We start from the raw sequence: 15,840 nt of genomic DNA, 5'->3' as shown, positions 1-15,840 counted from the left end.
TGCGGAGCTCTGCGGCTGAGCGCGGTCAGCCGTGGTGCGCCTCCGCCTCCCAGCTGAGGAACGCGTCCAGCGTCGCTGACCGGTGTGCCCGCGCACAGTGCTCGATCCATTCGGCTCCGGAACCGGAGCGGATCAGGTCCAGCAGCTGGTCGTGTTCAGCGACGGAGGCGAGTGCGCGGGCGGGCACGAACGAGAAGGTCGAATCGCGGATCGTGGCGAGCTGGGCCCAGCCCTTCTTGACCAGGTCGACCAGGCTCGGATTGGGGCAGCGGCTGTAGAGCACCTCGTGGAACTCGTGGTTGAGCCGGGTGAATTCGACCGGTTCGAGCTGGTCGAGACCGGCGCGCATCCGGTCGTTGAGCTCGCCTGCCTCGGCGAGGTCGTCGGCGGTCAGATGCGGCGCGGCGAGTGCGGTCGCCGCGCTTTCCACGATCGCGAGCATCTGCATCGTGTGCTCGTAGCCGACCGGGTCGATCGCCGCGACAGTCGCACCGACGTTGCGCTCGTAGTGCACCAGCCCCTCGGCCTGCAACAGCCGCACCGCTTCCCGCACCGGGACCGAGCTCACGTCGAATTCCTTGGCCAGCGAACCCAGGACGAGCCGGTGCCCGGCCGGGTATTCGCCCGCGGTGATCCGGGACTTCAGCACTTGATACGTGTGCTGGCTCTTGCTGAGCCCCGCCTGCTCGTGCGTTGTGGACATCCCTGTCGCCTCCCCTTCGCGGGCCCGCCGGGGCGGGGTGTCCAGGCCACGGTAACCGGTCCGTTCGCCATGCTAAATAATATACTATCCAGCCCGCGCGGCCGCTGGCTGGAATCCACGCGCACGCTGTCAATAGACGAAAAGCCAGCTCAGTTACCGCAGTGAGGCTTGTCGAAATGGCGACTGATTATATACGATCCGGCACGACCTGAAGCACTGTCAGCAGGGAGGCGCGATGCCGCGCACGACCGGGATCAGCAGAGAGCACCGCCGCGTCGTGCTGGCGGCGATGGTCGGCACGACTATCGAATGGTTCGACTTCTTCATCTACGCGATCTGTGCCGGACTGGTCTTCGCGACGCAGTATTTCGCGGTGCTCGGCAAGGACGCGCTGATCGTCTCGTTCGCGACGGTCGGCATCAGCTTCTTCTTCCGCCCGATCGGCGCGGTGATCGCCGGGCATCTCGGCGACCGGCTCGGCAGGCGCGCGATGCTGATCCTCACGCTGCTGCTGATGGGGATCTCGACGGTGCTGATCGGCCTGGTGCCGAACACCGCGTCGATCGGGGTGTGGGCGCCGATCATCCTGGTGCTGCTGCGCGTCGTGCAGGGGCTTTCGGCAGGCGGCGAATGGGGCGGGGCGGCCCTGCTCGCGGTCGAGCACGCGCCCGCTGACCGGCGCGGGCTCTACGGCGCGTTCCCGCAGATCGGCGTGCCGATCGGGTTGCTGCTGGCCAACGGTGTCCTCGCGCTGGTCACCGCGCTGACCTCGCCGGAGCAGTTCCTGGCGTGGGGCTGGCGGATCCCGTTCCTGCTGAGCGTCGTGTTGATCGTCGCCGGCCTGATGATCCGGTCCCGGGTCGCGGAAAGCCCGGTGTTCGAGGAGGTCCGCGAGAAGAAGGCGCGGTCGAGCATGCCGCTGGTGCAGTTGTTCCGGCACCACTGGAAGCTGGTCGTCGCGGGTGCGCTGCTGTTCGCGGCCAACAACGCCGTCGGGTACATGACCACCGGCGGGTACGTGCAGTCGTACGCGACGAAGACACTGCACCTCGGCCGTTCGACGGTGCTGATCGCGGTGATGCTGTCCGCGGTCGCCTGGCTGGTGAGCACGCTGCTCGGCGGCTGGCTCGCGGACCGGATCGGCCGCGTCCGCACTTACCAGATCGGGTTCGTCATCCAGCTGGTGTGGATGTTCCCGTTTTTCGCTCTGATCAACACGGCCAACGTCGGACTGCTTCTGGTGGCGCTGTTCCTGTTCTCGATCGGGCTCGGGTTCACCTACGGCCCGCAGTCGGCGCTGTACGCGGAGATGTACCCGACGACAGTCCGCTACAGCGGCGCGGCGATCTCTTACGCGATCGGCGCGGTGCTCGGCGGGGCGTTCGCGCCGACCATCGCCGAAACACTGCAGACCAGCACCGGCACGGTCTACGCGGTCGGCGGCTACCTCGCCGTGATGACCGTGCTCGGCCTGGTCACCAGCTTCTTCATCAAGGACCGGAAGGGTGCGTCACTGAGTTCCGCGCCCGCGAACGCACCGGCAACCACCGTCGAAAACGTCTGAGCGGGGGCGCGCGATGCGGACCCAGACCCGAAGCGACTACTGCGCGTGGCTCGACGCGGCCGCCCGGGACGCGCACGACGCGATCAACCGGATCCACGTCGAGGCCTACGCCGATCTGGTCCGCGCCGCCGAGCTGTACAAGGGCGAGCTGGCCTGCCGCCGTCCGGCGCGGCGGCCCGCGACCGGTCTTCCCGGCCGGGGACATCGCCATCGGGACTACGGACTGCGGAGTTCCGCGATGGCGCGCGTCGAGGGGTCGCGGTTCGCCGATCCCCGGCCGGGCGGGTAGAAAGGGCGGCGGCGGCCGGTCACCGCTCCCCGCGGCACCGGCCGGTTGAGCCGACCCCGAGGAGGAGCAATGCCGGACCAGCAGCCGAACCCGCTGTGGCACCCGTTCGCGGACATGGGCGCGGTCGACGGGAACCGGTTCGTGGTGACCCGCGGCGAGGGGTCTTATGTCTGGGACGACGCGGGCCGTCGCTACTTCGACGCCTCCGCGTCGCTGTGGTACTCGAACCTCGGCCACGGCCGTCCGGAGATCACCCGCGCGGTGACCGAGCAGCTGGAGAAGCTCGACGCGTACAACCTGTTCGGCGGCGTCGCGAACGAACCGGCGCTGAAGCTGGCTTCGCGGCTGGCCGAGCTGGCTCCGGTGCCGGGGTCGAAGGTGTTCCTCGGCTCGGGCGGCGGCGACATGGTGGACACCGCGGTGAAGATCGCGCGGTCCTACTTCGTCCACACCGGACGCCCGGACAAGACCCACGTCATCAGCCGGACCCAGGGCTACCACGGCACCCACGGATTCGGCACTGCCGCGGCCGGGATTCCGGTGAACGCGGAGGGCTGGGGCCCGCCTGCCGCGGATTTCTCGCAGGTGCCGTATGACAACGCGGCGGCACTGGAGGAGGAAATCCTCCGCGTGGGCCCGGATCGGGTGGCCGCGTTCTTCTGCGAACCGGTCATCGGCGCGGGCGGCGTGCTGCTTCCGCCGGACGGCTACATCGAGGAAGTGGCGGCGATCTGCCGCAAGCACGAGGTGCTGTTCGTCGCGGACTGCGTGATCTGCGCGTGGGGCAGGCTCGGCACCTGGTACGGCATCGACCGCTGGTCAGTGCGGCCGGACCTGGTGACCACGGCGAAGGGCGTGACGAGCGGGACGATTCCGCTGGGCGTGCTGCTGGTCGCGCCGCACGTGGCGGAGCCGTTCTTCACCGGCCGCCCGGGTGCGCCGATCCTGCGCCACGGAGCGACCTACGCCGGGCACCCGGTCGCCTGCGCCGCGGCGAACGCGACGCTGGACATCTACGAGCGCGACGACATCATCCCGCGCGGCAAGGCGCTGGAGAAGCCGCTCGCGGACGCGCTTTCCGGTGCGGTCGGGCATCCGGCGGTGGCGGAAGTCCGTGCCGGGCTGGGATTCCTGGCCGCGGTGGAACTCGCGCCGGACCTGCTGGCCGCGGATCCGGGCGCGCCGGGAAGGCTGCACAAGTTCCTGCTCGAAGAGGGCGTGATCGTGCGCTCGCTCGGCAAGGGGATGGCGGTGTCGCCGCCGCTGGTCGCCGAAGAGGCGGAACTGGACCTGCTGGCCGCGGCTGTTCCGCGGGCGCTGGACCGGTTGCTGAAGAACTGACGTACGCAGGACACTGCGGCGGCACCTTTCGGTGCCGCCGCAGACTGTCGGCAAGGACTATTTACAGGAGAGCGTCCCCGTGCGCAGGGCGTGGTCGTCGTCGTTGTCGTCGTCGGACCACACGACCTGCTTGCTTCCATTCGCGCAGGTCGGCGAGATGGCGAAGCCCTCGTTGTTGTAGTTCGACATCCCGGACGGGCGGTCGTACTGCGCGGTGACCGCGAACGCGCCCTTGGAGTTGACGTCGAGCGTGCTGGTGCGGCCCTTGCACGTGTTGTCGCATTCGGCCCACAGGTGGCCGGTCGACGGTTCGTACTCAAGATCCATGATCGCCGGGAATCCGCTGTCGATGGTGGCGACGCGCGTGTACTTGTCGCCGGACTGGTCGAGCGCGTACGCGTAGACCTTCCCGTTGTCTTCGAGCCCGACGAAGTACAAGCCGGTCCCGTGGTTCGGGTAGCTCGCCGGGTTGTAAGCGGCTTTCGTGTGCTCGTCCCGGAACTTGTGCGCGGTGAGCGTCGAGTCCGGAACCCAGGCGATGGCCTCAAGCCCCTTGTTGGGCTCGACGGACGGCAGGTCGGAGGTAAGGTCCCATTCCCCGGTCGCGTTCAGCGATTTGCCCGACCCGGAAGTCGCGTACCGGAGCACGGCGGGCTTGCTCGTGTCGCCGTCGTCGTTGTCGCGCTCGGTGGCCGTGAAGACGCCGTCCGGGGTGAAGACGACTCCTTCGGCGTCCGGGTCGCCGCTGCCGTCGGAGTAGTGCATGGACTTGCCCTTGGCCCAGTCGTTGGCGGTGTCGGGCCGCCACTTCTTGCCGTCCTGGACGAGCCGGTACAGGGTGCTCGGGCCGTTTTTCACCGCCCACAGCACGGTGGGCGATTCGTACGACACGCCGCTGAGGTTGCTGCCGAAAACCCCGGAGTCGTCGGCGATGGCCACCTTCGACCCGCCGGGCCACGCCGTGGCTTTCGGGGTGGCCGTCGGCGCCGCGTGGGCCGCGCCGGCCCCGACCGCGAGCGCGAGGACCGACAACGCGACGGTGACCCGGATTTTTCCACGGCGATTGTTTCCACGCAGATGTGTTCCACGCTGGTGCGCAAGCAAAGGAGCCGCTCCTTCTGTCCGTCGGGCACGGGTGCAGGGCCGTGCCGAGGTGGTCGCTGCTGACAAGCGGCGGTCCCCGCTGACGCGGGACTTACAGCAGTGGGTGATCGACAGTGGAGCACAATGCGTGGCCGGTAAGCAACAAACAGCAGGTGACGTTGTTCCGGTGATCGGCACGACGGTTTCGCGCTGGGCCGATCACCGTGCTGTCACCGGGCAAACGGTCCTCAGCGGCGACGACCGGACGGCGGACACCTGGCGATCGGGTGACGGATGCCGAGCCGGTGTTCACCGGACAGCCGCTCGGTGACCGCCGTCGAGCGGAAGCCGCCAGGACAGCCGCTCGGCGACTGTTGCCAAGCGGAAGCCGGTCAGGCGGATGGTCGCTGCGACGCCCGCTGAACGGCGGCAACCACCCCCGGCAACCGCCCGGGGCCTGCCGGAGGGCGGTTGCCGTGCGGTAATCGCCGGGGGCTGCCGGGAGGGTGCCGATTGCCGTGCGGCAACCGCCGGGAGGATGCCAGTTGCCGCGCGGCAGCTGCCGGGAGTCGCCGGGGGTGGTTGCTGATTGCCGTGCGGCGATCGCCGGGAGTCGCCGGGGGTGGCTGCTGATCGCAGTGCGGCGATCGCCGGGAGTCGCCGGGGATGGCTGCTGATCGCCGGGCAGCAACCACCGGGAGCCACCGATGACAGCCACCCATCTGACAGCCGCCCATCGTCGGGCGGCGATCGCTGGGAGCTGCCGGGGTCGGCCGCCGGCCACCGCGCGGCAGCCACCCACCGGGAGCCACCCACCGGGAGCCACCCATCTGACAGTCACCCATCGTCGGGCAGCAATCACCGAGCGACAGTCCGCCACACCGGCACGTTGACGACCGCCGCGGGCATCCCAGGAGTCCCACTGTCCCCGGGGACGATCGTGAACCGCCACTTGTCCACTCCGCCGCCCATGATTTCGGCATAGCGGCGGGCGCCGTCCGCGTTCGCGAAGCGGACCTGCTGACCACTGGCGAGGTGGGTGATCTTGACCGCCACACTGCCTCCTGGGGATCGATCGAAGGACACGTTCTGCCTGGGTGCCGGCCCGCGGAGCTTCCCCCTCCGGGGCCGGCCCGATCAGTAGAACACGTGTTCGATTCACGAGGCAATCCAGGTCCCCCTCCCGAGCGACCCACGCGCGGGCGACGTTGAAAGATCGCCAGCCCGGCAAGGAAAACCCGCGAGGCATGGCCGAGCCGGATGAGCGGCGGGCAGTGCGCGAAGTTCCGGCCGTAGTGAGACGGAAGCGCCGAGTACTCGACGACCCGGACGCGGGCGACCTCGGCGGCATCAGCCCGAACAACGGCAAAACCGCTTATCCCGCAACAGAAACGCGGGCAGACCTCACTCCGCCCGCACCATCGCCACCCGCGGCCACCGGTCCAGGCCCCGCGCGATCTCCGCCCGCCGGATCTCCCGCAGCGCCGGACCCTGCTCGTCGTCGGCCAGCACGCGGAACCCGAGCCGCTCGTAGTAGGGCGCGTTCCACGGCACCTCGGCGAACGTCGTCAGCGTCAGCCCGGACAGCCCGCGCTCCGCGGCCCACGTGCCGACCGCCTCGATCAGCGCCCGCCCCAATCCTCGGCGGGCGTGGCTCGGCAGCAGCGAAACCTGTTCCACATGCCCGAAACCGTCGACCTCTTCGGCGAGCACGTACGCCGCGATCGTCCCGTCGTCGTCCCAGACCCAGCATCGGCTCGCGGACTGGAACACCGAGAGCTCTTCGACCGAGGGCGGTGCGTCGTCGGCGATCTCGGCCATGCCGACGGTCCGGAACGGTTCTCCGGCGGCACGTTCGAGGTCAGGCAGCACAGGAAGGTCGGCTGGGGTGGCGAGGCGGATCACTGGCCCGATTCTACGGCTACTCGGAGTACTCGGAAATCGCTTTTCCGATCTGCTCCGCGTAAGCGCGCAACGCCGTGATGGCCCGATCGCGCTCCGCGTCGCCGACGCGCGTGGCCGGTCCGACCAGGCTCAGCACGCTCGGCCGCAGCCGGTCCGCGTCGACTGGCACCGAGCACGCCCACACGCCGTCCTCGATTTCGCCCCAGCTCTGTGCGTAGCGGTTGGCCAGCGCGTGTTTGAGGGCGTCACGCACCTCGGTGCCGCGTTCTTCGGCGATCCGGGCGGCCTGGCGTTCGCGTTCGCCGTCGGACAGCAGGGCGAGCAGCATCTTCCCGGTCGCGCCGACGCCGAGCGGGATGGAATGCCCCGGCTGGAACGTGAACCGCATCGCGCGGTCGCATTCCACCCGGTCGCTGCACACCGCGAACTCGCCGAAGTGCTGGAACAACAGGATCGTCTCGCCGAGTTCGCGCGCGGCCTCCTCCATCGTCGGCCGCGCGATCCGCGCCAGGTCGTTCGCGAGCCGGGCGGCGCGCGCGAGCGGCATGACGCGGCTGGTGACGTGATAGCGCCCGGACCGCGCCTCTTCGAGCAGCTGCAGTTCCTTCAGCAACTGCACGTAGCGGTAAGTCGTGGCGACCGGGCTGCCGATCACCTCGGCGAGTTCCGCCACGCTGGCCTCCCAGCGCTGTTCGGTGAACGACAACAGCAACTGGAGCACTTTCCGGGAACTGTTGGCGCCGGCCGTGCGACGGAGTCCGGGTTCAGACATCCTGAAACCTCTCCGTAGGAGCGCCGAATTCAGACACGAACGCGTCGGTAAATTACCACAGGTCACGGTTTTTCCGGGACAGCGAGAAACGGCGTCAGCAATCCGGGGACGGCGGTGTCGGCGAGCGCGAGCCCGGTGCCCTTCTCGACGTCCAGCACTCGGTAGTGCCCGCGCCCGGCGGCGACCGGTGCGATGACGGTGATCAGCCCGGCCCGCCGCTGGAACAGCGACTGCCGCACGACGATCCCGGTGAGCCGATCCCGCCGGACGGCGACCGTCGCCCTGGCCAGCGACCCGGAACGGGTCACCAGGTACCGGCCGGTGATCGCGTGGCCGAGCGAGCGGTACCGGTCGAAACCGACCAGGACGGCGAACGGCAGCAGCACGAGCGCGGCCTGCCACGGCCATTCCGGCAGGACATCGAGCCGAGCCAGCGCGAACAGCGCGGCCGACAGCGCCAGCACGGAGAAGACGGCGCGGGTGATCCGGCGGGTCAGCGCGCGCCGGGAATGCCGCACGAGGGGGGCATTCGCGAAGTCCTCGCCGAGCACCTCGCTCGCGATCTCCCGGGCTTTCCCGGCCGGAGCCGGCGGCAGCAGCAGGCCGCCGCCGCGGTCCGCGCCCTTGCCCTCGCGCAGTCCGGCCGCGACCGCGACGCACTTCGCGCCGCCGACCATCCGCAGCGGCAGCGGTTCCTTGACCTCGACGCCGCGCAGCCGGTCCTCCTCGATCGACACCGACCGCGTCGTGATCAGCCCGCGCCGGATGTGCAGCGTGCCGCCCGGTTCGCGGGTGAGCCGGAAGTTCCAGAACGACAACACGTATCCGCCGACCGACAGCACCGACACCAGCACGAGCAGCCCGGCCGCCGTCAGCACCACGGTGAGCCACACCGGCTGTTCGAGCGCGCGGGCGGTGAGGTCGCGGACCGGCCCGAAACTCGTCGGATCGAAGTGCAGTTCGTGCGCGAAGTGATAAACCGTGCCGAGGATCGCGGCGACCACCGCGAGTCCGGACAGCGTGAACGGCGCGTAGCGCACCCAGCGCTTGTCGACCTCGGCGACGAGCGACTCCGGCGGTCGCGCCGCTTCGGTTTCGGCTGGTTTCCGGTGCAGCAACAGAGTCCGCAGCCGCTGGGCTTCCGCGCGGGTGACCGCGTCGAGCACCAGCTGGTCCTTGCCCGGTCCTTTTCCGTGATCGTGCCGTCCAGTACCGATTCGTACTGCCGACAGCGAGAAAAGCCGATGTTTCGGTTCCGAAAGCACGTCCACGGTACGGATTCGATCGCGCGGAATGGCGCGTTGCTTGCGCAGCAGCAACCCGGTGTGCCATTCGATCTGGGTCGCGGTGACGCGGTAGCGCGAGGTGAGACAGTGCGAAATGCCGACGCCGATCGTCACCGCGGTGGCGGCGAGACCGATCCACTGCCAGTGATTTCCGTGGCCGAGCACCAGCGCGCCCACGAGCACCGGCAGTGACTTCACCAGGTCGAGAACCGGGCGGATCAACAACATCCGGCGATCGAGGCGATGCCAGGGCGCGTCGCCGGTGCCCTCCGCGGCGGCCGGCGGGGAAGGCGCGGTCGCGTTCACGTCGCGTCCCCGCGAACGGCCTGGGTGGTGCGGGTCAGCTCGTCGGCGAGCGCGACCGCGACGTCGCGGTCGAGGCCGGAGATGCGCAGCGGCCCGGCGGCGGAGGCGGTCGTGACGGTGAGCCGGGCCAGCCCGAACAGCTGCTCCAGCGGGCCGCGTTCGACGTCCACCGTCTGGACCCGCGAGACCGGCGCGATCCGCCACTCCTGCTTCAGCCAGCCGGACTGGGTGTAGACGGCCTCGCCGGTGACTTCCCAGCGGTGCACGCGGTAGCGCCACTGCGGCATGACGAGCAGATGAAGCGGGGCGAGCACGCAGGAGAGCAGCAGCGTCACGGTGAGCCACGACGGCGGGTCGTCCGCGGTCGCGACCACCACCGCCTGCACCGCGAGCACGAGCAGCCAGGCCGCTCCCGCCGACGTCGCCCAGTGGCCGATCGCCCGGCGGCTCACCCGGTGTTCGGGCGGACGCAGCCGCAGTTCAAGCGTGGTGGATTCCTCGAAGTTCACGTGCTCAGAGTGCCTGACCGCTGGGGTCGATGCCCACGACAAGTGTCACGATGCCCCGATCCGGGGTGGCTGATGAGTGCGGGGCGTTACTATTTCCGCCGCGCGCGGGATGGATTCGCAGCCGGGCCGCGTTGTATCGCGTACGTCCGTGCAAGCGAGCAGCAGGAGGATCCGGTGGGACTCGATCCCGTGGAACTGTACGAGGTGGACTCGGACGTCCCCGACCTGGACGGAGCGGTGCTTCTGCACTTCTTCGAGGGCTTCATGGACGCGGGCTCGGCCGGGCGGCTGGTCACCGACCACCTCACCGGAGAGGTCGAGAACCGGGTCGTCGCGCGGTTCGACGTCGACCGGCTCATCGACTACCGGTCGCGCCGCCCGTCGATGATCTACGCGGTCGACCACTGGGAGGAATACGAGGCCCCCGAGCTGGTCGTGCGCCTGCTGCACGACGACGACGGCATTCCGTTCCTGCTGCTGTCCGGCCCCGAGCCGGACCGCGAATGGGAGCTGTTCGCGGCCGCCGTGCGGCAGCTGGTGGAACGCTGGGGCGTGCGGCTCACCGTGGGGTACCACGGGATTCCGATGGGGGCCCCGCACACGCGCCCGCTCGGCGTCACCGCGCACGCGACCCGGGAGCACCTGGTCGGCGAGCACCAGCCGCTGCCGAACCGCATGCAGGTCCCGGGCAGCGCCGCCGCGATGCTGGAGTACCGCTTCGGCGAATGGGGCCACGACGCGATGGGCTTCGCCGCGCACGTGCCGCACTACCTGGCGCAGTCGACCTACCCGGCCGCCGCGCTGACGATCCTCGACTCGATCGGCAAGGCCACCGGCCTGCGCCTGCCCGACGGCGAACTGCGCACCGCGGCCGAGGTGGCCAAGGCGGAAATCGACCGTCAGGTCGCCGAATCCGAGGAATCCGCCGACGTGGTGCGCGCACTGGAACGTCAGTACGACACGTTCACCGAAGCTTCCGGGCACAGCCTGCTCGCCGAATCGCAGGAACACATGCCGACCGCGGACGAACTGGGCTCGCAGTTCGAACGATTCCTCGCCGAGCAGGGCGGGGACGGCTCCGACCGCTGAGCCGAGAGGTAAGCAACGCCCGCGGATCGGACCGTCTGCCAGGCCCACCAGAGCCGGGCCGCCATGATCGCCACGCGGGACATGATGGGGCCCGCACGTTGCCGCGAGGCAGCGGGGGCGGGTGTGGTGGATGACATCTCTGGTGAAGCTAGCCGGGTGCTCCTAACGCTCCGCGCCCGGCTTGTTCGTGAGGGGAACCCTGCGGGAATCTGATTCCGTCAGGGTTCCCCTCACGGCCAGGCGCGTCGCGGGGGAGGTGTGCCGGGGGTTAGCCGGGCCAGCCAGCGAGGTATCGCAGTGCCTCGCTGGTCGGCCCGAACGCGTCCCCGAGCAGCGCGTGCAGCTCGCGGTTGAACGACTCGATCACCGGCCGCAACCGGGCGATCGTCGCGTTCCCCTCCGCGGTCAGGTCCAGCACCAGCGCCCGGTGCTGTTCTGGATGCGGCTGCCGGACGATCAGCCCCGCCTCGATCAACCGCCCGGTCATCGCGGTGATCGCCGATTCGCGCTGGCCCAGTTCGGTGGCCAGTTCCCGCTGGGTGAGCCCCGGCTGGTCGTGCACCGCGAGCAGTGCGCCGAGCTGCGCGGTCGTCACGCCGCCCGCGGCGAGGCAGCGCCGGTCGCCCTCGACGCGCAGCCGGTGCGCCGCGCTCTGCAGCAGGAAGAAAAGACGTTCGTCGGCGGCCATGCGGGGATCTTGACAGTGTTCTCTTCCCGCCGCCATCCTCACTTCACTACTGAAGTACTTCACTACTGAAGTGAGGATCGGAAATGGACTTAGACTTCGCGCGCGCCGGGCTCGCCGCACAACCGTTCAGCGTCCTGCTCGGCGCGCGGGTCGAGGAATTCGGCGACGGACGCGCGGTGCTGGAACTGGACGTCCGCGACGACCTCCGGCAGCAGAACGGCTACCTGCACGGCGGCGTCCTCGCCTACGCCGCGGACAACGCGCTCACCTTCGCCGCCGGAACCGTGCTCGGTCCGCAGTTGCTCACGAGCGGCTTCTCCATCGACTACCTCGTGCCCGCCGACGGCATGCTGCTGCGTGCGGAAGCGACGGTCGTCCAAGCGAGCCGTTCGCGGGCGACGTGCCGCTGCGATCTGTACACAGTGGACGGAGAAGGAAACTCGGCGTTATGCGCGGCCGCACAGGGATCCGCGGTGGTGAGGCGGCAGGCTACTTCCGGGTAAACCGGGCAGTTCGGGACGGTGTCCGGTTGTCGGTTATCGTCCCGGGATGAACCAGGAAAGCCAAGATCGGCTGACGACCAGGACTTTGGGCCCTGCGCTGCGCCGGAAGGCCGGCCTGGTGCTGCGCCGGGCCGCGGCCCGCCTGCACGATCCGCACACCGAGCAGCTCGCCGAATTGCGCTCGGAACTGCGCGCGGAGCTGGAACGGACGCGCGAGGATCTGCGGTCCGAGATCGCCTGGCAGGGGGGCCGCCTGCTGGACCGCGTGGTCGAGTTCGAGATCCGCAGCCGCCGCGACATCGTGTACGCCGGCGATCAGGACGCGGCGCTGGAGAGCAACGTCTTCGCGCGCGAAAGCCTGATCGGGGCAGAGCATTTCGGCAGCCCGAAGGAAACGCTGGAGTACGCGCTTTCCCTCGCGCCCACCGGCGGAATGGCGCTGGAGTTCGGCGTCGCGTCCGGCAACACGTTGCGCACCATCACGGCCGCGCGCGAGGCGACCGAGGTGTACGGCTTCGATTCGTTCGACGGCCTGCCCGAGGCGTGGCTCAACGGCATGCCAGCCGGCGCCTTCGCCCGCGACGACCTGCCCGACGTGCCGGGGGCCGAACTCGTCGTCGGCCTGTTCTCCGACAGTCTGCCCGGATTCCTGGAGAAACACCCCGGTCCGGTCGATTTCCTGCACGTCGACGGCGATCTCTACAGCTCCGCGAAGACGGTGCTGGACAACGTCGGCCCGCGGCTGCGCGTCGGCAGCATCGTGCACTTCGACGAGTTCTTCAACTTCCCCGGCTGGAAACGGCACGAATACCGGGCGTGGACCGAACACGTCGAGAAGACCGGCGTCGAGTTCGCTTACGAGGCCTACACCTACAACGACAACCAGGTCACCGTGCGGATCACCGGCGGACCGGGGCTCATGGACTGAAACAGCCGTGCTCGTTGACCGGCCCGATCGCGGGAAAGATCAAGCCGCACAGGTAACCGTCGATCCATCGGCCGTTGCCGGCGAGATTCGCGGCGAAGCGGACGAGCGGGGCCAGTTCGCGGATCCCGTCCGCGAGTGAGGCGCGGTTTCGTTCGAGCAGCGCGGTGAGCCGGTCGAGCTGGGCGAGCACCGGGCCGAGTTCGCGGTCGTTGTCGGCGACGAGCCCGGACACTTCGCTGCTCAACCGGCGGGCTCCGGCGAGCAGCGACTGAATGGCCGATGCGCGTTTCCGCACCTCGTCCAGCAACTGGTTGCCATCGGCGAGAAGCCGGGTCAGCTGGGTGTCGCGGTCGGCGAGAGTGGTGGAAACTGTGCGCGCCTGAGCCAAAAGGTGAGCCAGTTTCGTGTCCCGGGCGGAGAGAGAATCGGACAGCCGCGACAGTCCGGTCAGCGTGGCGCGGACGTCGGCCGGGGTGTGCGCGAAGGTGCCGGAAATGGCGCGGAAGCTCTGCGCCAGCTGGGTGGTGTCGATGGCGTCGACGGTCGTGGCCAGCTGCCGGAACGCGGGCAGGACGTCATACGGAACAGTGGTCCGGTCGCGTGGGATCGGCGTGTCCGGATCCAGCGGTCCGGCACCGACCGGGTCGAGCGCCAGATATTTCTGCCCGAGCACCGTTTTGATCCGGATCGACGCGGATGTCCGGTCTCCGAGCCACGCCCCCGACACCCGGAACGACACCCGGACGGACGCGCCGTCGAGCGAAACCTCCGACACCCGGCCGACTTTCACTCCCGCGACCCGGACGTCGCTGCCGGTCTGGAGTCCCGCGGCTTCGCTGAACTCGGCGGCATACGCGGTGCCGTCGCCGATAATCGGCAGATTCGGCGCCTGCAGCGCGGTGAGGACGCCGAGGACGAGCACGGTCATCCCGGCGAGAGCGGTGCGCACGGGGCGCCGATCGGGACGCACAGCGTGGATAGTGGCTCGCCCGGCCGGGTGAGGCCACTCACGCCACCCGAATGGGCGCATTCCCGGTGTGTCCACTTAGGACGATGGGCTTCCGGCCCTGCGCACGGTCCGTTTTCCGGAGCCGCACCGGCGGCTCCCGCCTTGTGTCATTCTGGTCTGGCTGGCAGACGTGACCGGAGTCATCGGAACATCCGGTGCGGCTCGGCCGTTGAAGGGGTGTGCAGGGAGCGCGGGGAACCCGCGCCCACGCCAATCGGGGAGGAGCCACCATGCGAGACCTGACCACCGGATTGCACCCGGCGCCAGACCTCGTGGACGACACGGACGTGGCCCGGCAGGAGGAACGTCGCCGCAAGGCGGCGCTGGCCGTCGCGTCCCGGTCCAAGGACGCGCAGGAATGCGCCCTGCTGCTGGACATGCTGGGGCTGCACGCCCCGGGCGGCAGCCGGACCGAGGTCGCCTGAGGCGCTTCGGTTCCGCCGGAGTGCTCCGAGGTTTCAGGGGAAGAACACGCCGCGGCCGGCGTGCGAGCCGGTCGCGGGGTTGTCGGCTGATGTGCCAGCCTGGTCCTGGGGAGGGCCGGGCTGGTCGTGACTGAGCTGTGCCGGGCTGGACGGTTCGGCGTTTGGTGCGGGTGAGAGGTTTCGGGGCTGACGGGTGGCGTAACCCGGCGGGACCTCGATTGCCGGCGAGCTGACCGGGCAGCCGAGTCTGTCCGGAACCCTGGCGGGGGTGGACCTTGGCTGAGCAAATCCAGTTCTGTCCCGCAAGCTTCGTCACCGTGCTCGTGATGCCACACGCTCTGCGCGCGAGAGGTTGCGCGCTCTCGGACGCTCGACGTGCCCGAGGCCGCCTCTCTCGGTTTGCACGTCCTCGGTGTCAGGTCCCCTGGGCGCCGCGCGGCCGGGAATCCTTCCGTGCACGGGCTTTCTCTCCCTGCGCTTCGTTCTCTCGATCCGACGCGCCCGACTGGGCCGAACGGGTGAAATCGCGCCCGGAAATCAAACTCGAAAACCGCGCTGCCCAAGGCGACCCGGACGCGAACTGTGCGGAGGCCTGCTCCGCTTGCCGGAACCAAGCCCTTGGTGTGAAAGCGTTTCGCAGTCACCGTCCCGCTCGCTGCCGGGTATCTGCTGCAGTCAGTCATCGTGGAATGCGGATTCTGCAGCAACTCGCCCCATCCGCACCGGCAACCCAACCCAAAGCGCTAGGCCGATGCGGAAACCCTCCCGCGCCACAAACTCCCGCCCACCGCGCTGAGCCGCCCGATTCCTGCGGCACAACAAGGATTCCCGGACTTGCGCGGTCGGGTACTGTCGATGCCTCTGGGTGATATTTTGCTCCGAACGGCTGAGTGTCGCCGACGTATCTGTCACCCTGGTGGAGCATCCTGTACCGGGAAGCGGCCTGGGTCGGGACCGGGCGCAGGGGGAGGAAACGCTGTGCAGTATCTGCGGGAAGACGAATATCTCATTCGGCAGCAGCGAGCGCTGGCGGAAATGGTGCGCCGGGGGCGGCGGAAGCGCAGTTTTCAGCTGGCGGAACATCTGGCGGCGGAGGGCGGGGTGCGCCGGTCGGACGTCCTTGCCGTGACGGCGCTTTTCCTTGCCTGCCAGGCGGTTCGGCAGGGCGACGCGGTGGGCGTGCAAAGATTTTCGAACGCGTTTCGCAGTTGTGCGCCAAGCAGTATGGATCTTGCTCGGCAGCTCATGCGATTGGAAGCGGGCCGGGAACAGGGATGGCTTCCGCGGGTGCATTACGACGAGCTTTTTTCCTACGCTTGGCGAGAAAACCGGCCCGACATTCTGGTCAAAGCCTCGTTGATTCAGCCGCGGGATGTTCCGGCGGCCGGATGGTGGGCCGAGATGGAGCGGAATCTCAGCCTGTTGCCGGTCTGAACCGGT

17 protein-coding genes are annotated in these 15,840 nt (G+C 69.1%); 8 read left to right on the top strand and 9 right to left on the bottom strand.

Going from position 1 to position 15,840, the window contains the following annotated elements:
- Positions 1 to 25: 25 nt before the first annotated feature.
- Positions 26 to 703, bottom strand: a complete 678-nt coding sequence (locus tag BM362_RS12535; RefSeq protein WP_093573215.1) for a GntR family transcriptional regulator — start codon at positions 701 to 703, stop codon at positions 26 to 28.
- A 235-nt stretch (positions 704 to 938) separates the two neighbouring features.
- Here BM362_RS12535 and BM362_RS12530 point away from each other — a divergent pair, with 235 nt between their 5' ends.
- The 3 genes from BM362_RS12530 (at position 939) to BM362_RS12520 (ending at position 3,897) form a co-directional block, all read left to right on the top strand.
- Entirely contained in the window at positions 939 to 2,267 is a 1,329-nt protein-coding gene (locus tag BM362_RS12530) for an MFS transporter (protein WP_093573214.1), read from the top strand.
- Between the two features lie 13 nt (positions 2,268 to 2,280).
- Positions 2,281 to 2,556 carry a hypothetical protein gene (locus BM362_RS12525; RefSeq protein WP_067576220.1) on the top strand — a complete coding sequence of 92 codons (276 nt, stop codon included), beginning with the start codon at positions 2,281 to 2,283 and terminating at the stop codon, positions 2,554 to 2,556.
- Positions 2,557 to 2,625: 69 nt separating this feature from the next.
- Positions 2,626 to 3,897 carry an aminotransferase family protein gene (locus tag BM362_RS12520; protein ID WP_093573213.1) on the top strand — a complete coding sequence of 424 codons (1,272 nt, stop codon included), beginning with the start codon at positions 2,626 to 2,628 and terminating at the stop codon, positions 3,895 to 3,897.
- 57 nt (positions 3,898 to 3,954) lie between these two features.
- Here BM362_RS12520 and BM362_RS12515 read toward each other — a convergent pair whose 3' ends face one another.
- The 6 genes from BM362_RS12515 to BM362_RS12490 form a co-directional block, all read right to left on the bottom strand.
- Positions 3,955 to 4,929 (bottom strand): esterase-like activity of phytase family protein, encoded by a 975-nt coding sequence (locus tag BM362_RS12515; RefSeq protein WP_244287134.1) that lies wholly within the window; start codon positions 4,927 to 4,929, stop codon positions 3,955 to 3,957.
- A gap of 909 nt (positions 4,930 to 5,838) precedes the next feature.
- Positions 5,839 to 6,036, bottom strand: a complete 198-nt coding sequence (locus BM362_RS12510) for a hypothetical protein (RefSeq protein ID WP_093573211.1) — start codon at positions 6,034 to 6,036, stop codon at positions 5,839 to 5,841.
- A gap of 348 nt (positions 6,037 to 6,384) precedes the next feature.
- Complete coding sequence (locus BM362_RS12505) at positions 6,385 to 6,885, bottom strand: GNAT family N-acetyltransferase (RefSeq protein WP_093573210.1); 501 nt, start codon at positions 6,883 to 6,885, stop codon at positions 6,385 to 6,387.
- A gap of 16 nt (positions 6,886 to 6,901) precedes the next feature.
- Entirely contained in the window at positions 6,902 to 7,657 is a 756-nt protein-coding gene (locus BM362_RS12500) for an IclR family transcriptional regulator (RefSeq protein ID WP_067576228.1), read from the bottom strand.
- Between the two features lie 62 nt (positions 7,658 to 7,719).
- Entirely contained in the window at positions 7,720 to 9,171 is a 1,452-nt protein-coding gene (locus BM362_RS12495; protein WP_208865199.1) for a PH domain-containing protein, read from the bottom strand.
- Positions 9,172 to 9,245: 74 nt separating this feature from the next.
- Entirely contained in the window at positions 9,246 to 9,758 is a 513-nt protein-coding gene (locus BM362_RS12490; RefSeq protein WP_093573208.1) for a PH domain-containing protein, read from the bottom strand.
- A gap of 174 nt (positions 9,759 to 9,932) precedes the next feature.
- Here BM362_RS12490 and BM362_RS12485 point away from each other — a divergent pair, with 174 nt between their 5' ends.
- Entirely contained in the window at positions 9,933 to 10,847 is a 915-nt protein-coding gene (locus tag BM362_RS12485; protein ID WP_093573207.1) for a proteasome assembly chaperone family protein, read from the top strand.
- Between the two features lie 268 nt (positions 10,848 to 11,115).
- Here BM362_RS12485 and BM362_RS12480 read toward each other — a convergent pair whose 3' ends face one another.
- On the bottom strand, positions 11,116 to 11,535 hold the full coding sequence (locus BM362_RS12480) for a MarR family winged helix-turn-helix transcriptional regulator (RefSeq protein WP_093573206.1): 420 nt from the start codon (positions 11,533 to 11,535) through the stop codon (positions 11,116 to 11,118).
- A gap of 83 nt (positions 11,536 to 11,618) precedes the next feature.
- Here BM362_RS12480 and BM362_RS12475 point away from each other — a divergent pair, with 83 nt between their 5' ends.
- Positions 11,619 to 12,038: a PaaI family thioesterase gene (locus BM362_RS12475; protein ID WP_067576238.1), complete on the top strand. Its 420-nt coding sequence runs from the start codon at positions 11,619 to 11,621 to the stop codon at positions 12,036 to 12,038.
- Positions 12,039 to 12,084: 46 nt separating this feature from the next.
- On the top strand, positions 12,085 to 12,966 hold the full coding sequence (locus BM362_RS12470; protein WP_244287133.1) for a class I SAM-dependent methyltransferase: 882 nt from the start codon (positions 12,085 to 12,087) through the stop codon (positions 12,964 to 12,966).
- Here BM362_RS12470 and BM362_RS12465 read toward each other — a convergent pair.
- Positions 12,956 to 13,894: an MCE family protein gene (locus tag BM362_RS12465; RefSeq protein WP_067576591.1), complete on the bottom strand. Its 939-nt coding sequence runs from the start codon at positions 13,892 to 13,894 to the stop codon at positions 12,956 to 12,958. The two genes, BM362_RS12470 and BM362_RS12465, sit on opposite strands and share 11 nt — an antisense overlap.
- A 311-nt stretch (positions 13,895 to 14,205) precedes the next feature.
- Here BM362_RS12465 and BM362_RS12460 point away from each other — a divergent pair, with 311 nt between their 5' ends.
- Together BM362_RS12460 and BM362_RS12455 are read left to right on the top strand one after the other, a co-directional pair.
- Positions 14,206 to 14,400, top strand: a complete 195-nt coding sequence (locus tag BM362_RS12460; protein WP_093573204.1) for a hypothetical protein — start codon at positions 14,206 to 14,208, stop codon at positions 14,398 to 14,400.
- Positions 14,401 to 15,378: 978 nt separating this feature from the next.
- Entirely contained in the window at positions 15,379 to 15,834 is a 456-nt protein-coding gene (locus tag BM362_RS12455) for a hypothetical protein (protein ID WP_093573203.1), read from the top strand.
- The last annotated feature ends 6 nt before the right edge of the window (positions 15,835 to 15,840 follow it).

The sequence above is a fragment of the Amycolatopsis rubida genome (genome assembly GCF_900115345.1).
In the GTDB taxonomy this organism is placed as follows: Bacteria; Actinomycetota; Actinomycetes; order Mycobacteriales; family Pseudonocardiaceae; genus Amycolatopsis; species Amycolatopsis rubida.
The sequence above is the reverse complement of the archived record's forward strand: the minus strand, read 5'-3'. Positions and strand labels throughout refer to the sequence as shown.

What these genes read in the sequence shown, in the direction of transcription:
- BM362_RS12530 (WP_093573214.1), top strand. Translation starts at nt 939, where the DNA reads ATGCCGCGCACGACCGGGATCAGCAGAGAGCACCGCCGCGTCGTGCTG.
- BM362_RS12520 (WP_093573213.1), top strand. Translation starts at nt 2,626, where the DNA reads ATGCCGGACCAGCAGCCGAACCCGCTGTGGCACCCGTTCGCGGACATG.
- BM362_RS12480 (WP_093573206.1), bottom strand. Translation starts at nt 11,535, where the DNA reads ATGGCCGCCGACGAACGTCTTTTCTTCCTGCTGCAGAGCGCGGCGCAC.
- BM362_RS12475 (WP_067576238.1), top strand. Translation starts at nt 11,619, where the DNA reads ATGGACTTAGACTTCGCGCGCGCCGGGCTCGCCGCACAACCGTTCAGC.
- BM362_RS12465 (WP_067576591.1), bottom strand. Translation starts at nt 13,894, where the DNA reads ATGACCGTGCTCGTCCTCGGCGTCCTCACCGCGCTGCAGGCGCCGAAT.
- BM362_RS12495 (WP_208865199.1), bottom strand. Translation starts at nt 9,171, where the DNA reads ATGTTGTTGATCCGCCCGGTTCTCGACCTGGTGAAGTCACTGCCGGTG.
- BM362_RS12460 (WP_093573204.1), top strand. Translation starts at nt 14,206, where the DNA reads ATGCGAGACCTGACCACCGGATTGCACCCGGCGCCAGACCTCGTGGAC.
- BM362_RS12470 (WP_244287133.1), top strand. Translation starts at nt 12,085, where the DNA reads ATGAACCAGGAAAGCCAAGATCGGCTGACGACCAGGACTTTGGGCCCT.
- BM362_RS12525 (WP_067576220.1), top strand. Translation starts at nt 2,281, where the DNA reads ATGCGGACCCAGACCCGAAGCGACTACTGCGCGTGGCTCGACGCGGCC.
- BM362_RS12535 (WP_093573215.1), bottom strand. Translation starts at nt 703, where the DNA reads ATGTCCACAACGCACGAGCAGGCGGGGCTCAGCAAGAGCCAGCACACG.
- BM362_RS12500 (WP_067576228.1), bottom strand. Translation starts at nt 7,657, where the DNA reads ATGTCTGAACCCGGACTCCGTCGCACGGCCGGCGCCAACAGTTCCCGG.